General features: G+C 60.4%; 11 protein-coding genes. 7 read left to right on the top strand and 4 right to left on the bottom strand.

The genetic code is table 11. The features are described 5' to 3' along the window. The first annotated feature begins 236 nt into the window (after nucleotides 1-236). A complete protein-coding gene (locus OZ428_RS17975; protein ID WP_269130739.1) occupies nucleotides 237-2,756 on the top strand; it encodes an autotransporter family protein in 2,520 nt (839 codons plus the stop codon). 138 nt (nucleotides 2,757-2,894) lie between these two features. Continuing rightward, on the top strand, nucleotides 2,895-3,929 hold the full coding sequence (locus OZ428_RS17980; protein ID WP_269130740.1) for an alpha/beta fold hydrolase: 1,035 nt from the start codon (nucleotides 2,895-2,897) through the stop codon (nucleotides 3,927-3,929). On the opposite strand, the gene OZ428_RS17985 is transcribed toward OZ428_RS17980, so the two are convergent. Continuing rightward, nucleotides 3,907-5,334 carry an amino acid permease gene (locus OZ428_RS17985; RefSeq protein WP_269130741.1) on the bottom strand — a complete coding sequence of 476 codons (1,428 nt, stop codon included), beginning with the start codon at nucleotides 5,332-5,334 and terminating at the stop codon, nucleotides 3,907-3,909. The genes OZ428_RS17980 and OZ428_RS17985 overlap by 23 nt on opposite strands. 58 nt (nucleotides 5,335-5,392) lie before the next feature. Further along, complete coding sequence (locus tag OZ428_RS17990) at nucleotides 5,393-6,427, bottom strand: histone deacetylase family protein (protein WP_269130742.1); 1,035 nt, start codon at nucleotides 6,425-6,427, stop codon at nucleotides 5,393-5,395. A gap of 121 nt (nucleotides 6,428-6,548) precedes the next feature. Between OZ428_RS17990 and OZ428_RS17995 the strand changes: the two genes are divergently transcribed. From OZ428_RS17995 to OZ428_RS34520, 4 genes are all read left to right on the top strand, one after another. After that, nucleotides 6,549-7,046, top strand: a complete 498-nt coding sequence (locus OZ428_RS17995) for an Lrp/AsnC family transcriptional regulator (protein WP_033896536.1) — start codon at nucleotides 6,549-6,551, stop codon at nucleotides 7,044-7,046. Nucleotides 7,047-7,127: 81 nt separating this feature from the next. Then, nucleotides 7,128-7,856 (top strand): CPBP family intramembrane glutamic endopeptidase, encoded by a 729-nt coding sequence (locus OZ428_RS18000; RefSeq protein WP_269130743.1) that lies wholly within the window; start codon nucleotides 7,128-7,130, stop codon nucleotides 7,854-7,856. Nucleotides 7,857-8,066: 210 nt separating this feature from the next. After that, on the top strand, nucleotides 8,067-10,235 hold the full coding sequence (locus OZ428_RS18005; protein ID WP_269130744.1) for a TonB-dependent siderophore receptor: 2,169 nt from the start codon (nucleotides 8,067-8,069) through the stop codon (nucleotides 10,233-10,235). A 167-nt stretch (nucleotides 10,236-10,402) separates the two neighbouring features. Beyond that, the gene (locus tag OZ428_RS34520) at nucleotides 10,403-11,896 is read left to right on the top strand and encodes a methyl-accepting chemotaxis protein (protein WP_330911099.1); all 1,494 of its coding nucleotides are present in this window, start codon (nucleotides 10,403-10,405) and stop codon (nucleotides 11,894-11,896) included. Here OZ428_RS34520 and OZ428_RS18015 read toward each other — a convergent pair. Continuing rightward, a complete protein-coding gene (locus OZ428_RS18015; RefSeq protein ID WP_269130745.1) occupies nucleotides 11,893-12,657 on the bottom strand; it encodes a sulfite exporter TauE/SafE family protein in 765 nt (254 codons plus the stop codon). The genes OZ428_RS34520 and OZ428_RS18015 overlap by 4 nt on opposite strands. An 85-nt stretch (nucleotides 12,658-12,742) precedes the next feature. Here OZ428_RS18015 and pdxR point away from each other — a divergent pair, with 85 nt between their 5' ends. Continuing rightward, nucleotides 12,743-14,218, top strand: coding sequence for a MocR-like pyridoxine biosynthesis transcription factor PdxR (pdxR, locus tag OZ428_RS18020; RefSeq protein ID WP_269130746.1), 1,476 nt, complete (start codon nucleotides 12,743-12,745; stop codon nucleotides 14,216-14,218). On the opposite strand, the gene OZ428_RS18025 is transcribed toward pdxR, so the two are convergent. Beyond that, complete coding sequence (locus OZ428_RS18025) at nucleotides 14,202-14,654, bottom strand: putative 2OG-Fe(II) oxygenase (RefSeq protein ID WP_269130747.1); 453 nt, start codon at nucleotides 14,652-14,654, stop codon at nucleotides 14,202-14,204. The genes pdxR and OZ428_RS18025 overlap by 17 nt on opposite strands. Nucleotides 14,655-14,835: the final 181 nt, after the last annotated feature.

Genomic DNA, 14,835 nt, shown 5'->3' on the forward strand with positions numbered 1-14,835 from the left:
CCCTACCTGTTAGTTCTCACAGTTGCGGCCCGGAGAATGTGTGGCTAAGGTGAAAAAGCGCTGCACCGGTTCAGGTGCAGTCGAGAAAGCCATGCCAACCTTTTGCATTGGCCGGTGTTTTCAGAAACAGGTAACCCGCTGTCCCTGATCCGTATCGTGCGTCACGTTGTCATGGTCTGGCCCGCACCGGCTTTTGCAGGTGCCGGGGCAACGCTCCCCTCGAACGAGGACGGATCATGCGCGCGCAGACACTCTCCTGGATTTATCTTTTCGCCCTGACGGCATGGCCGCTCGCCTCTAATGGGGCCTGCACCGTAAACATTACCGCCGGCAACGATACCTCCACCTGCACTAGCGCAACGGCGCCGGGTTTTACCGACACAGGCGGCAGTAACACGCTCGACATCACCGCGACGGGGCGGATTTCGGGCAACGTGACCTTTGGTGCCGGCAATGATCTTGTGGACGTGAACGGGCCCAGCGCAGGGATCGATGGCAACCTCGACCAAGGCGACGGCGCCAATATCTTCAGGCTCAACCTCGGAAGTATTACCGGCTCGGTGACACAAGGCGCGGGCACGGACGTTGTGCAGATATCGGGGGGGCAAGCCGGAGCCGTCCGCCAAGGCGCGGGCATCGACAACTTCTCCATGAGCGGCGGCACCCTCTTGCTGCTGGAGCAAGGCGACGGCCTGGACGATTTCTTCATGAGCGGCGGTACGATCACCGGGGCATTCGAAGACGGAGACCGCGCCATAATGACCGGCGGCAGCATTGGCCGCGTCGATATGAAACTCGACAACAACCTCTTTGATATGTCGGGCGGGCGCATCATAGGCAACCTGGTGACGGGCTTTGGCAGCGACACCATCCTGATCTCGGGCACCGCGTTTGTGGGGGGCAATATCAGTGTCAGCGGCGGTGATGATCACGTGACCGTGTCGGGTGGCGAAGTCAACGGGCAGATTCTGCTCAGTTTTGGCAACGACAGCTTCATCTGGACGGGCGGCAACCTGCATTCGTCCGTGCTGACGGGAGCGGGTGACGATACGGCATTGCTGAAAAACCTGGTCAATTCGCAAGTGGCGGCAGCACAACTGATCGATGGCGGCCTGGGTAACGACACGCTGACCCTGGACAACACCCAGGCGGGTAATCCGGGCCTGTTCACAAATTTTGAAACCCTGCAGCTCGACAACGGCTCGCAGCTGGCATTGGGCGGCACCTTGACCCTGGGTGACAGCGATACAGGCACGGGTGTGCTGAAGGTGGATGGCGCCAGTGAACTGCTAGTGGGCACGGGGCTGATCACCTCATTCACCGCCGGACAACGGGTCGACGTCAACAACAGCGGTGTCATCAACATGACGACAGGCAGTTCAAGCGCCAACGACACCCTGACCATCAATGGCAACTACACCGGTAACGCAGGTGTGCTCGCACTGCAAACAGCACTAGGCAATGACAGTTCTGCCAGCGACAGACTGATCGTCAACCAGGGCGTGATCAGCGGCACGACAGCCATCCAAATCACTAACCTGGGAGGTATCGGCGCCGCCACGACTGCGGACGGTATCAGGGTGGTCGACGCACAAAATGGGGCCACCAGCGCCAGCACTGCGTTTTCATTGAACGGGACAGCGGCCGCCGGCCCTTACAACTATTACCTGTATCACGGCGGGGTCAGTGCAGGCACGCAGGACAGTTGGTTCCTGCGCTCGGAAGCCCCCGTGGAAGCGCCGGTTACCCCGCTGCCCGCACCGGGCAGTCCGCCGTTGCCAACCGCAACGATCCGGCCAGTGCCCTTCATTCGCCAGGAAGTATCACTCGCTGCAACAGTCTACCCGGCGGCCCAGCACCTGGTACGCAATGCACTCGGGACGTTTCACGAGCGCGTGGGTGAACAAGGCCGGCAGCGAGAAACGGGGGCGTTCCCGACGGGTTGGGCACGGGTCTACGGCGGCAGTAGTCGTCAGGCGTTTGCCGGGGATTTAAGCACCTCGCTGGATAGCTCGATCAATGGCTATCAAGTCGGCACGTCCCTTTTATCGAGGACCACCGAGGCCGGAGCTACCCAGCATCTGGGCATTTTGGCAGGGCAGAGCCGACTCAGGGGCAAGGTCAAAGGGCTCATCGATGGCCAGCCTGACCGGGAAGCCGGCGACACCACCTTACACGGCGCCAGCCTGGGTCTGTCCGCGACCCACATCTGGCAGAACAATGCGTATGCGGACGTGGTCTTGATGGGCACCCGGCTCAGTGGCAACAACGAGTCGGACCGAGGCATAAAGATGAAGACCCAGGGCCACGACCTGGCGCTGTCGGTAGAGGTCGGTCAACCGTTTGCGATCACCCCAACCTGGAACATCGAACCTCAACTGCAAATGATCTGGAACCGCACCCGGCTCGTTAGCCAGAGGGACCTGTTCTCCAAGGTGTCCTATGACGCGGATTCACAGCTCACCGCCCGTGTGGGCGTGCGCGCCAGTGGCAACTACCTCGTGCACAACCTGCCCGTCAGCCCCTACGTTCGGGCAAACGTCTGGCATACCCCGCAAGGTAAAAGCACAGTGACCTTCAACACGGTGGATTTTGCTACCGAACAAAAATCCACCACGTTGGACCTCAGCCTTGGCGCAACCACCGCGATTGCACCCGGCGTTGACCTCTACGCAGAAGTGAGCCGCAGCCAGAACCTCGATAGCCTTGACCTTAGCGGCACACGGGGCACGCTCGGGTTGAGGGTGGATTTCTAGGTCGGGGTTTGTATCGCAGTGTGTACAGGGCCCGTTGCGATACACCGTCTTTAACTCAACGCACTTCCTGAAACAGGCCAGATACAGCGCAGCGTTCAACTGGGCTCCAGGCACACATCCAGCCACAGGAGGCTCGCCATGCACGCTCAGTTGAATCGCCGCTTCAAACGCCACGCCCTTTCCCTGGTCTTTGCCTTGTTGCCGCTGGGCGCAATAAGCGTGGCCCACGCTGAAATGCCCGAAGCGCCCACTCGGGCCGTCGCCAGCAGCCAAACTGCCTTCGGCGCACTCAAGCACGTCAAGGCCGGTCTGCTGGACGTGGCCTACGCTGAAGTCGGCCCGGCCACGGGACCGGCGGTGATCCTGCTGCACGGCTGGCCCTATGACATCGACAGCTACGCCCAGGTCGCCCCACTGCTGGCAGCCAAGGGTTATCGCGTACTGATCCCCTACGCCCGGGGTTATGGCGACACCCATTTCCTTTCGGATAAAACCCTGCGCAACGGCCAACCGGCGGCACTGGCCAGTGACGTGATCGACTTCATGGACGCGCTGAAGATCAAGCAAGCCGTACTCGGCGGCTACGACTGGGGCGCACGTTCGGCGGACATCGTTTCGGCGTTGTGGCCGGAGCGGGTCAAGGCGCTGGTGTCGGTCAGCGGTTATCTGATCGGCAACCAGGCGGCGGGCAAGAACCCTTTGCCACCTAAAGCCGAACTGCAATGGTGGTATCAGTTCTATTTCGCCACCGAGCGCGGTGCCGCCGGTTACCAGAAAAACACCCATGACTTCGCCAAACTGATCTGGCAGCTGGCGTCGCCGCAATGGAAGTTCGATGACGCCACCTTTGACCGCAGCGCAAAGGGCCTGGAGAACCCGGACCACGTCGCAATCACCGTGTTCAATTACCGCTGGCGCCTGGGCCTGGTCCAGGGTGAAACACAGTACGACCCACTGGAGCAGAAACTCGCCCAGGCACCGTCAATTGGCGTGCCGACCATCACCCTCGAAGGCGACGCCAACGGCGCGCCGCACCCGCAGCCTGAGGATTACGCCAAACGTTTTACCGGCAAATATGAGTTCCGCCTGATCAATGGCGGCGTGGGCCACAACCTGCCACAGGAAGCGCCCGAGGCGTTTGCCAAGGCGGTCATTGATGCGGATCACTTGTGACCGAGTGCAGCGTCTTCATCCAATGGCCGCCCTTGAAACGTGAAAATGGGTAGGCAATCCCCAGCCAGATAAACCAGGCCGGCATCACGCACAGCGCCAAGCGTGTATCCGGCCGCAACGCCAGCAGACCCAGCACAAACGCGAGGAAACCCAGGGAAACCCAGGCCATCGGCACGCCACCGGGCATCTTGTAGGTGGACTTGGCATGCAGGTCCGGACGTTTCTTGCGGTAGGCGATGTAGGACGCCAGGATTGTCGACCAGGTGAAAATTACCAGGATCGCCGACACCGTCGACACGATGGTGAAGGCGGTCATCACCTCCGGCACCACAAACAGCAATACCAGGCCCAGCAACATCAGCACGGTGGTAAACGCCAGGCTGATAAACGGCACGCTGCTCTTCGACAAGCGCCGAAAAATTCCCGGTGCATCCCCCAAGTCAGCCAGGCCGAACAACATGCGGCTGGCGGAAAACACCCCGCTGTTGGCCGACGACGCCGCCGAGGTCAGCACCACGAAATTGACGATGCCCGCCGCCGCCGGAAAACCCGCCACCAGGAACAACTCAACGAACGGGCTTTTGCTCGGCGAGACTTGCTGCCATGACGTCACCGCGATGATGCACGCCAAGGCCAGCACGTAGAACAGGATGATACGCAGCGGAATCGAATTGATCGCCTTGGGCAAGGTCTTTTCCGGGGCACGGGTTTCAGCAGCGGCGGTGCCAATCAGCTCGGTGCCGGCAAAGGAAAAAATCGCCATCTGGAACCCGGCGAAGAAACCGAACAAACCATTGGGGAACGCGGCCTGTTTGTCCAATAAATGGGTCAGCGACGCAGTGACACCCGTGGGCGAGACAAACGAACTGGCAATCAGCACCACACTCACACCGATCAAGGTCAGCACGGCAATGAGCTTGATGATCGCGAACCAGAATTCCACTTCGCCAAACAACTTGACCGTCAGCACATTCAACGCGAACAGCGTGAGCAGCATGCCCACTGCTGGCATCCAGGCTGGCACATGGGGAAACCAGTACTGGAAGAAGCCACCGATCACCACCGCATCCCCCACCACCGCCACGCTCCAGCTCAACCAATATGACCAGCCGAGAAAGAACGCCGCACGCGGCCCCAGGTAGGCGCCGGCAAAGTCGGCGAAGCTTTTGAAGTTCAGGTTGGACAGCAGCAGTTCGCCCATGGCACGCATAACGAAATACACGAACAGCCCGATGATCATGTAGATCAGGATGATCGAAGTGCCGGACAGCGCAATGATCTTACCGGAGCCCATGAACAGGCCGGTGCCGATTGCACCGCCCATGGCCATCAACTGGATATGGCGGTTGCTCAGGGTACGTTGCAACGCAGGCTTTTCAGAAAGCCCGGACGTGGTTGTTTTCATCACAAAACCTCTTGTTATGTTTTTGAGTTTTGGCAGAAGAAAAGTCGACGGGTTGTTGTTATTGGCTGTTGCTTTCGAAACCGTGCAGCACGTTGACGGCGTTGATGCCGATTTCATCGACCATGTAGCCGCCTTCCATCACGAACAGAGTGGGCACGCCGACGCTGGCAATGATTTCGCCCATGCCGAGGAAGTCCTGGCTGTCGAGGAGGAAGTGGCTGATGGGGTCGTCCTTGAAGGTGTCGACCCCCAGGGAGATCACCAGCACCTCGGGCGCGAAGTCGCGCAGTTGCTGGCACGCATTGATCAAGGCGATTTGGTAGTGCGCCCAGGTGGTGTTCTTCGGCAACGGATAATTCAGGTTGAAGCCCTCCCCTGCGCCCGCACCGCGTTCACTGGCCGCACCGGAAAAGTACGGGTAAGAGACTGCCGGGTCGCCATGCAGGGAGATGAACAGCACGTCTGGGCGGTCGTAGAAAATGTTCTGCGTGCCGTTGCCGTGGTGGAAATCCACATCCAGTACCGCCACGCGCTTGGCGCCTTGGGTAATGGCTTGCTCGGCGGCAATCGCGGCGTTGTTGAGGTAGCAATAACCGCCCATGTATTCGCGGGCTGCGTGATGGCCCGGCGGGCGGCACAGGGCGAAGGCGCTGTGATGGCCCTCGTCGATCAGCGCCAGGCCGGTCAAGGCAATGTCCGCGCTGGTTTTGACCGCCTCCCAGGTGGTGCGGGTAATCGGCGAGCCGGCGTCCATCGCGTAGAAACCGAGCTTGCCGTCGATGAACTCCGGGACGTGATGGTTCGCCAAGTCACGCACCGGCCACACCAGGGGCAACGCGTCATGGCTGCGGCCAATGGCGGTCCATTCTGCCCAGGCGGTTTCGAGGAACGCTACGTAGCGCTCGCTGTGGGCATTGACGTAACAGGCCCGATCGAAGCGGCGCGGTGTGACGATATCGCCCAGTCCCACCTGCCTGACGCGGTCACGCACCGTGTCGGCGCGGCTCGGTTGTTCGAATGAAGGTTTGAGCACGCCGTCCTTCAGTTCAGTGCCGTGGTGCAAACGGTGGGCTTCGCTAAAAACAGTCAACATGGGTGGGCATCCGCCAGTAAAAGACAGGGTCTATTTTGTTCTGGCAACCTGGGGTTTTCTTTGCTTTTACTTACGGCACTGTTAGCTTTATCGGGAATATTTACCTCTGTGGCGCACAATTATGAAAAATAAAACCAGACAGGTCGCTCTTGATGACACCGATCTCGCCATCCTCGCTTTGTTGCAGGAAGACGCGAGTATTTCCAACGCGCAGTTGAGCGAACGCCTGTCACTGAGTCTCACCCCCTGCTGGCGTCGGCGCAAACGCCTGGAGGAAGAAGGCGTGATCAAGGATTACCAGGCCAACCTCGACCGCAAGATGCTCGGACTGGACATCATGGCGTTCGTCCATGTGCGCTTCGCGATCCACACCGATCACGCGCCGGATGCGTTTGAAGCCGTGGTGAAGGAGCTGCCGCAGGTGCTGTCCTGCCACAAGATCACCGGGGATGCGGATTACCTGTTGCAGGTCCTCGCACAAGACCTGGACAGCTACAGCGAGTTTGTCGAGAGCGTGTTGCGACGGCAGTTAGGGATTGCGTCGATTCAGTCGAGTCTGGCGCTGAGGGAAGTCAAGGCGACCAGTCGGGTGGCGATTCCACAAGGCGAGACCCCATAAGCAGGTGCCGGTAAATAACAGGTGCGTCCTTTCGTCAAGTTGATGGCAAAATGCCCTTTTTCCCGCACTCATGGAGCGATTGTGACGCTAGTTCTTGCTACCCCTGACACCACCCTCCCCTCAGATCTCCCAGCGCAGTTCCGCTTCTTTAAACGCCTCGGGATGTTCGTACTGGCGGCACTGATCTTTGTGCTGGCCCCGGTACCCGGATTCCTGCTGGTGCCGCCAGCGATGCAGAGCTACCTCATGTTTGCCATCACCAGTGGCCCGATCGCGTTATTGCTGTCCGCCCTGTTCGTTGTGCAACACCGAAAAAACCTGTCCGCAACGTTTTACGGTCACCACATCCGTCAGACATTACGTCTCGGCGCCATAGGCCTTATCGGCGCCTATTTGCTCAGCGGGTTGCTCGTCATTGTGATGGGGCAGCCGCGAGAAGCGTTTATGGCGGACCTGCTGAGTGGCCTGACGCAGGGACAGATTCTGTTCAAATTGGCCTCCTTGCTGATCCTTCCGGCCATTGCCGAAGAGTTGATGATTCGTCACTACCTGCTGCGCCTGTTTCCCTACGAGCGCAGCGTGATCTGGAAATGGATAGCGGTGATCGCTACTTCGCTGTTGTTCGCCATCATCCATACCCAGTACGACAGTTGGACCACCCTGGCTCTGATCTTTGTCGTGGGCTGCCTGTTTGCATGGGTGCGAATTGCCAGTGGTGGACTGTTGGTGCCCATCCTCCTGCACATGCTGGCCGAAGTGGTTGCGGCAAGCCTGGATTGGACCTGGGCTTGGGCTGGTTTTTACAGTTGAGTCAACCCAACACATGCTTTGGGCGCACGGCCAATGTGTGCGCCCATACTCGTAGTTAGTGGCAAAACGCCGCGCCTCTAGATGTGAAAAAATCGTTAACCAATTCTCTTTTAAGGCTTTTTCCCACAAGCTCAATCTGCCACACTGATGCGAATAATTATCAACACCTTTATTATTCGCCAGGGACGGCATTCGGGGAGAGTCAGTTCCATGTCTGTGCAACAACACGGCGGCAAAGGTTTTTCACCCAGTCTGATGGCGTTGGCTGTCTGTCTTGCGAGTTCAACGGCGACCTTCGCCGCCGAGCCCCAGGTACCCGCCACCACACTTGAACTGGGGGCCACGCAAATCTCCGGCGAAGCGCAACTGGGTGAAACCACCGAAGGCACGCAGTCCTACACCACCGGCGCGATGAAAACCGCGACCAAGCTGCCGTTGACCATGCGTGAAACGCCGCAGGCCGTTACTGTCATTACGCGCCAACGCATGGATGACCAGGCGATGACCAGCATCAATGATGTGGTCAAAGCCACACCCGGTCTGTTCCTCAACTTCTCCAGCGGTCCTGGCCGGCAGTCCTACACGTCCCGCGGTTTCGACATCGACAACCTGATGTACGACGGCATCCCCACCGGCTATAACGGCGTCTCTGTAGGCTCTCAGCCGAACCTGGCGATGTTCGATCGCGTCGAGATCGTGCGCGGCGCCACTGGCCTGATAACCGGCGCGGGTAACCCTTCGGCGGCCATCAACCTGGTACGCAAGCGGCCACTGGACGAACAAAAAGTCACCGTCACGGGCGCCGCCGGCAGTTGGGACGACTACCGTGGCGAACTCGACGCCTCCAGCCCCCTCAACGACAGTGGCACCTGGCGCGGCCGGGTCGTCACGTCCTACCGCGATGCCAACAGTTTCATCGACAATGCCGAGGAATATCACGGCCTGTTCTATGCCGTCACCGAAGCCGACCTGAGCGAAGACACCACCCTGACGCTCGGTTTCTCGAACCAGAAAGACAAGACCAACTATTTCTGGGGTTCGTCGATGGTCGGCCAGGATGGTCATCACCTGAACCTGCCACGGTCCTACAATCCAGGCACTGACTGGGAGAACAAAGACCAGGAAGTCAACACGGTATTCGCTGAACTGCGCCAGCAACTGGCTAACGACTGGAAACTGCAAGTCAACGCCAACTACGCCGAACAGAAGGCATTGTTCTCCGGCTCGTACCAGTCACGCTGGGTCAATAACACGCTGGCGCGCACCGTCTACCAGGCGGCCTACGATGAAAACCAGGCAGGCGTCGACGCCTTTGCCAGCGGCCCCTTCCAAGCGTTCGGACGTACCCATGAACTGGTCGTGGGCGCCAGCCGACGCATCTACGACATGACCACCCACAACTACAGCCCCTACAACCTCAACTGGCCGCTCACGGCGGGCAAGCCGGACTTCGTCCACACCACCAACAAGCGTAACGTGACCACCCAGGATGGTGTCTATATCACCACGCGCCTGAACCTGGCCGACCCGTTGAAGCTGATCCTCGGCGGGCGCCTGGACTGGTATGACTACGATGCCCACGGCGGTGCCGACAACTCCGGCGACTACAAGGTCACGCGTAACCTCACCCGCTACGCCGGCCTGATCTACGACCTGGACGACCATCACTCGGTGTATGTCAGCTACAGCGATATCTTTACGCCGCAAAGCGCCAAGGACACCTCCGGCAACCCCGTCAAGCCGATTGTCGGCAAGAACTATGAAGTGGGCATCAAGGGCGAATACCTCGGCGGTGCGCTGAATGCGAGCGTGGCGCTGTTCCGCGTCGACCAGGAGAATCGCGCGGTGGATGTGGTCGTGCCTAACTGTCCGCAGGCCAGCTGCTCCGAAGCCTCAGGCGAAATCCGCAGCCAGGGTATCGACTTTGAACTGCAAGGCGCCCTGACCGAGAACTGGCAGGTCGGCGGTGGCTACACCTACGCGCGTACCCACACCATCAAGGATCAAGCCAACCCGCAGAACGTCAACCAGCAGTTCGACACCGACACCCCGGAACACCTGTTCAAACTGACCACCAACTACCACTTCCAGGGCGCCCTGGAAAAACTCCGCGTCGGCGGCAACGTCTCCTGGCAGAGCCGCATGTACAACGACTTCAAAGTCGCGGACGGCAGCACCTACCGCCTCAAGCAAGGCGCCTACGCCGTCACCGACCTGATGGCTGGTTACCAGGTCAACCAGCACCTTGACCTGCAACTCAACGCCAACAACATCTTTGACCGTCGCTACTACCAGTCCATCTCCAACTCCGTGAGCTATGGCGGTGATTCCTACGGCACCCCACGCAACATGATGCTGACCGCCAAGTACAGCTTCTGATCACGATCCGATCAACGGCTACCCACCCGGGTAGCCGCTCCTCAAGTCCCTCCCCCGCAGGCCGATAACCGTTTGGCATCACTGAATCCAATAAAAACCAAAACACCCTGATTCGCTCCACCCTGCCCCTCACTTTGATTCGGCCAGACCACATGGAGTAAGTGTGAATGCCCACCCGCGCGCGTTTTTTCGAGCACTACCGCAAAGCCGACCGCATCATGCTGGCGTTGATCTGGTTGATGTTTCTGTTTTCCCTGGGCTTGGCCTTCTGGCACGACACCTTGATACAAGCCGCCCTTGTCGGCGGTGGCACCAGCGTGGTGCTCACGGCGCTGTACCGAGCGATAGGCGGTACCCGCGTGATGCGCTGCGCCCTCGGCGCAGGCCTCATGGTGATGGCGGCGCTGCACATCAACCAGGCCAAGGGCGTGATCGAATCGCACTTCGGGATCTTCGCGCTGTTGGCGGTGCTGACGTTTTATCGTGACTGGCTGCCGATCCTGGTCGCTGCCGCCACCATCGCTGTGCATCACGTGGTGTTCCATGCCCTGCAACACCAAGGCTTCCCGGTGTTTGTGATGGAACATCACGGCGGCTGGACCATGGTGTTCGTCCACGCCTTCTACGTGGTGATGGAAACCGTCGCCCTGCTCTACCTCGCCGTACACAGCCAGGCCGAAGCTGTCGAGAGCCAGGAAATGCTGGAGAAGATGCTCTCCGTGACCTCCCAATTCAGCGCGCAAGCCAATCAAGGTGACGGCAAGGTGCATGTATCCCTGGCCAAGCGTTTCGACCACTTCCTGCAACAGATCACGCACCTGATCGACGGTGTCGCCCGCGACTCCCACGGCCTCGGCCAACTCGGCCAGGCACTGGCCAGCGCCAGCGGCACCCTGGAAAAAGGCGCACGACACCAATTGGCCGAGATCACTCAGATGACCGGTTCGATGCAGCGCATGGAGGACGCCATGGGCCACATCGCCGTGCACGTCGAGCAAGCGGTAGACCACGCCGGCAAGGCCAGCCAACAGATCCTGCGTGGCCAGGAAAGCGTCAGCCGTGCCCAGCAGGAAATCACCCAGTTGGCCTCGCGCCTCAACGGCACCCATGAAACCGTGCAGGGCCTGGCCGTGCAAGCCGAGCAGATCGGCAGCGTGCTCGAAGTGATCAACAGCATCGCCAACCAGACCAACCTGCTCGCCCTCAACGCCGCCATCGAAGCCGCCCGCGCCGGCGAGCAAGGCCGTGGCTTCGCCGTGGTCGCCGACGAAGTGCGCAGCCTGGCGCAGCGCACGGCGGTGTCCACCCAGGAAATCAAGACCATCATCGAAGGCCTGCAACACGGCAGCCGCCAGGCCGTTGAAGCCATGCACGACAGTCGCCAAGGCGTGGAGCGTTGCGTGGAAGACAGCCAGGTCGCCGTCGACATGCTGCGCGCCGTGGGCAACGACATTGCGCACATCGACGACCTGAACGGCCGGATCGTGACCACCACCCGCGAGCAGACCACCGCTAACCTGGAGATTGTCGGGAGGCTACAGTCGGTGCAGAGCATTGCGCAAAGCACCGCCAACGATGTGGAAACCCTGGCGCGCAGCAGTGAGCAGCTACCGCCGATTGCGGTGCGGTTGGATGCGTTGGGACGCAGGTTCCACCCCTAGGCCAAGTAGCCGCCAATCCCATCCCACAGCAGCTTCAGCGCGGTGACGATCAGCAGGCCATAGCAGGCGCGATAGAGTTGGCGCTGATCCAACCGCGCATGCAGCCGCCAGCCCAGCCACACGCCACTGGGCACGGCGAACAGACAGATAAGTGCCAGGCCCAACACGTTGCCGGTCGGCCTGGCAAGAATCAACCAGGGAATCGCCTTGAGCACATTTCCCACGGTGAAAAACAGGCTGGTGGTCCCGGCGTAAAGCTGTTTGCTCAGGCCAAGCGGCAGCAAATACATCGCCAACGGTGGCCCACCGGAATGCGCAACCATGGTGGTGATTCCCGAGGTGACCCCGGCGGCCAAGGCCTTCGGTGTTGAACGCGGCTTCACACTGACGCTGCCCCCGGCCTTGAACCACAGGCCGACAAACACCAGCGTGACCGCTGCCATCACGATGGCTATCGCTCGGTGATCCAGCACGCGAAAAAGCAGGTAGCCAACGCCAATTCCGACCACCAACCCAGGCACCAATACCTTGAGGTCTGGCTTTGACCAGGTTGACGGCTTCCAATAGCGCAGGCCGAACAGGTCCATGGCGATGAACAACGGCGCCAGCAAGCCGCCGGCAGTGATCGGATCCATCACCAGCGACAGCAGTGGTATACCGACGATGGCAAAGCCGCCGCCGAAGGCGCCTTTCATAAAGCAGATCAAAAAGACCCCGGCAAAGGTCACCAGGATCGTCGTGGTTGTCAGCTCAAGTTCCATGGTGTGCATTCATTTCGCAGCGAAGAGACGTCATAATCTCGCGCATCACCGGCACCGCAAAAAGTACCAGTTTTGAGGTTTTTCCATGGGCCAGTTGTCGAACCCCAGGCGCGGCGCGGAACGCCGCCTCTACACCCAGCTGCGAGCGCAGATAGAGGACGGCACCCTGGTGCCCGACGCCAAGCTGCCCTCCACCCGTGCCATGGCGCAGACGCTTGGGGTCTCGCGCACCACGGTCACCGCTGCCTACGAGCAATTGGCTGCCGAAGGGTTTGTGGTGACCGCCGTGGGCAAGGCCGCCAGGGTTGCAGCCGTTGCCGTTGCGCGCCCTGTCGTTGCCCCGGTGTCCCCGGAGAGCCCGCCACCAGCATTGTCGCGTTATGGGCAGCGGGTTGCCGCCCTCACGCCCTATCACATGGCCTCACCCTCCGCGCACATCGACTTTCGATACGGAGCAGTCGCATCGCGGGACTTTCCGTCACTGGGCTGGAACCGCGCCTATCGTGCCGAACTGACCAAGCGCCAACCCACCCGGTCTTACGGCCAAGCCCAAGGCGAAGCCGCTTTGCGCCAGGCGTTGCAAGGCTATCTGCGCCGCGCCCGTGGCTTGACCTGCGATGCCGAGCAGATAGTGGTGGTGCACGGCTCCCAGCAAGGGCTCGACCTGTGTGCCCGCTTGCTGCTCAACCCTGACGACACCTTCATCTTCGAAGATCCCGGCTACCGCATGGCCCGCTATTGCTTCGAGGCCACCGGCGCAACGGCATTGCCCATCCCTGTGGACGCCTCCGGTTTGCAGGCACAGCTGTTGCCGGATAACCCGCGCGCGCGGTTGGCCTACGTCACCCCATCGCACCAATTCCCGATGGGCGCCGTGCTGTCCATCGCGCGACGCGTCGAACTGCTCAACTGGGCAAACCGCCATCGCGCGTGGATCATCGAGGACGATTACGGTGGCGAGTTCCGTTACGGCCAGCGTCCCATCGACGCGTTGCAATCGATGGATGCCGAGGCGCGCGTGATCTATGTCGGCACCTTTTCCAAAGCACTTTCACCCCAGTTGAGGCTCGGTTACCTGGTGCTGCCGCGCGAACTGGTGAGCGTGTTTCGCGAGGCCAAGCGGTTGACCGATCGCAACGAACCCCGTTGGGAGCAAAACGTGCTGGCCTCGTTGATCGACAGCGGCGCCTACGAGCGCCACCTACGACGCTTGCGCCGCGACAACGAAGGCCGTCGAAAGGCCCTGCTGGACGCCGTCGACCGCCACCTGCCGGGTCTGGGAAAACTGGAGGGCATGGCCGCCGGGTTGCACGGCGTCTTGTTGTTGCCCGACCTGCACGCTCGGGATGAACACGCATTGCAGGCGATGGCGCTTGAGCGCGGGATCGGTGTTTATCCGCTATCCCCCCTGTTCACTACGCAGGGTGAACGACCGGCAAGCCTGATACTCGGCTATGCCGGGCTTACCGTGCAGCAGATTGATGAAGGCATCCGGATACTTGCGCCAGTGATTCGAGAAGTTATGGGTGCAGCCCGTGCGCCGCTCACACCCCAAAATTGAACGCGATCGAGATCCGTGGCCGCGCCCCCTCAAAGCGTCGTACCGAGTGCATCAACCACGATGGAAACATGATCAATGTCCCGCTGCTGGCGACACAGGTGCTGCTGAAACCGGCAGTCAGGCAATCCTCGACCCGCATGCGCAAGGCGGGGTTGTAGGTCGAGGCAACCATGCCTCGCGGATCAACGAATTCCAGGTCGCCGCCAACGGTGGCGTCCTCTTCACGGCCCCCCGCATCGACCCAGTAAACACCCGACCAAAATGCGCCAGGGTGCCCATGCAGCGTATTGCTGTGGCCCGCCTCGTTCACATTGGCCCACGCGTTGAGTTTCCACTCGAAACCGGGCTCGGTCAGTCCGAAGCCTTCCAAAGGCGTTGTGAACAGCCGCCGGATGTTGATCAGCTCCGGATTCAACAGATTGTCGCTCGACTGCATGGGTTACTCATCATGTTTTACCAGTAGCCACAAACCGTACCGGCATCATCGATTCGGCGATGTAAACCATTGTTAAAGTCTTAACCACAGTTGCGTACAAGCGCCCCGCCTCACCTGGCCCAAATCCTGCCTTCACCACCAGCAAGTCGCTGCTGACTACGCGGACGACTCTTTTGGGCCC

This window comes from Pseudomonas sp. GXZC, assembly GCF_026967615.1.
Classification (GTDB): Bacteria; Pseudomonadota; Gammaproteobacteria; order Pseudomonadales; family Pseudomonadaceae; genus Aquipseudomonas; species Aquipseudomonas azotoformans_A.